We start from the raw sequence: 2,169 nt of genomic DNA, 5'->3' as shown, positions 1-2,169 counted from the left end.
TATCATCCACGATGCAAGGCGTCATGACAGCGGCACGCTTGTGATCGGGTTTTCCGAGTCGGTTCAGGTCGGCCTTGTCGCTGGGCTCTCGGACAAGCGCGGTCTTGATCCGCAGCTGCAAAATCTGACATCACTGCTTGACGGTGCCACCTCGGTACTCACCCTGGTTGACGGCTTGTCCGCCAACATCGAATTTTTTGTGGATTCGCTTTACGAGCTTGTTGGCGCGCGCGCCCCTGTTGTCGGTGGTGGTGCTGGCTATCTGGATTTCATTCAGCGCCCCTGCCTTTTTTGCCCCGAAGGCATGGTTGAGGATGCCGCCTTGCTGGTCGCTCTGGGTTCTAGAATCGACAGCGGAATTGCCCATGGATGGAAAAAACTCGAGGGTCCGTTCCTTGTCACGCGGTCGCACGCGAACGTGCTGGAAGAGCTGAACTACGCTCCGGCATTCGAAGTTTACCGCCAGGTTGTGGAAGATCATTCCGGAATGCGATTCGCGGAGACCGATTTCTTTTCGATCTCGAAAACCTACCCGCTTGGCATCGAGAGTGTCGATGGGGATTTCCTGGTGCGCGATCCGATCCGTCACGTCGACAGCCAACTGGTCTGCGTCGGTGAAGTTCCGCAGAATGCAACCGTATATTTGCTTGAAGGTGATGCCGCCTGGCTGATTGCTTCGGCAGGCGATGCAGCTGATCAGGCGCTGCGCAGTCGGCGCCTGCGCTTGAATGGTGAGGATTTGTGCGACTACCGCGCACTGGTTTTTGATTGCATCAGCCGTGTTTTATTTCTGGATGACGGGTTTTCAGAGGAACTGGAAGCGATCGACAGCGCATTGCCAGGGGCGACCAGCGTCATCGGTGCCCTGACCCTGGGCGAGATTGCGAATTCCAAGTGTGGAGTGATCGAGCTGATGAACAAGTCGACCGTGGTTACGGTGTTCTAGGGGGAATGGCATTTACTTGAGACCGATTCCAACGTTTCGTCATTCCCGCGTTCGCGAGGATGGCAATATGAAGCTATCGGCGTTAGATAAGTGCCATTCCTGTCAAGGCAAATGGCACTTACCCAAGACCGATTCCAACGTTTCGCCGGGATGACGAGCGCTAAAGTAAGTGCCATTCGTTCTAGGGGTTATTCGTGCCGCTAAGGAATACACTCAAGTATGTCTCGATCCAGCATGAGCTCGGCATGGCGATTGGCTTGGCCTTGCGCCTTAGGCCCATGCTGCTGGTCTTCTCTAGAGTCTGTCTGCGCAGGCTCGGCCTTGCCGCGGTTCATTTTCATTTCCGTCAGCAGGTGGATGGAAGCGTCCAGCTGCACGCGAATGGCGACTCGCAACAGGCGGCCCTTTCGCACTTTCTGAGCCTGCCATTCAATTCGCTGCCTCCGACACCGGCATCATTCAAGCCGCAGCCGTACCACGCGGTTGAATGTGTTCACGAGATTGTCGCGCATCGCGACCAACATAGGTATGCATTCAATCTTGGCAGTTTCGGAGTGATGACTCTTGAGCGAATCAAGAGTCCGCTGGAGCCGGCAATCATCGAGTTGCTCAAGCCATTGATCGAGCGCCTCGGCCTGAGTTGCCAGGCATCCATCGAGCACGAAGGTCTGCTGCTGGCGGTGGCGGCACGCAAGCGGGCGGAAGAAACCATCCTGCATCAGCTTCTGCATGATGATCTGACCCAGTTGCCCAACCGGAGGCAATTGATGCAATCGCTGGAAGCCGAGGTTACAGCGGCGGCGCGCGACGGAACCATCGGCGCATTGCTGTTTCTGGACCTGGATCGATTCAAGGTGGTCAACGATACGCTCGGACACTCGGTTGGTGACCAGCTGTTGATTGCCGTTGCGGTCAAGCTGCGCGAACTGGTCGGCGCTGATGGCATCGTCGCTCGCCTGAGCTGCGATGAATTCGTGATCCTGTTGCACCTCCTCGCCATCGGGCAGGCAGAGACGATCTGCCGGGTCGATGCATTGCTGGATCGTGTGCGCAGCGAATTCACCGGCACCATACAGGCGGGCGATCACCTGCTCTACGTTTCGCCGTCCACCGGAATCGAATTGTTCCCGGACGGCGAGTGCAGCGCGGACCAGGTTCTGAGGCGGGCCGATACCGCCATGTACCAGGCCAAGCTCACTGGGCCGAACAGCTCGGTCTACTAC

The 2,169-nt window shown here is 57.1% G+C and carries 2 protein-coding genes; both read left to right on the top strand.

Features of this window, described 5'->3' with window-relative positions; genetic code table 11:
* Window positions 1-946: FIST signal transduction protein (locus WBP53_RS03050; protein WP_423925806.1), on the top strand; the 946-nt coding region annotated here is incomplete at its 5' end.
* A 194-nt stretch (window positions 947-1,140) separates the two neighbouring features.
* On the top strand, window positions 1,141-2,169 hold a 1,029-nt coding region (locus WBP53_RS03045), incomplete at its 3' end, for a diguanylate cyclase domain-containing protein (protein ID WP_423925804.1).

The organism is Dokdonella sp. (genome assembly GCF_049593775.1).
In the GTDB taxonomy this organism is placed as follows: domain Bacteria; phylum Pseudomonadota; class Gammaproteobacteria; order Xanthomonadales; family Rhodanobacteraceae; genus Dokdonella.
This window is presented reverse-complemented; position numbering and strand designations above follow the sequence as displayed.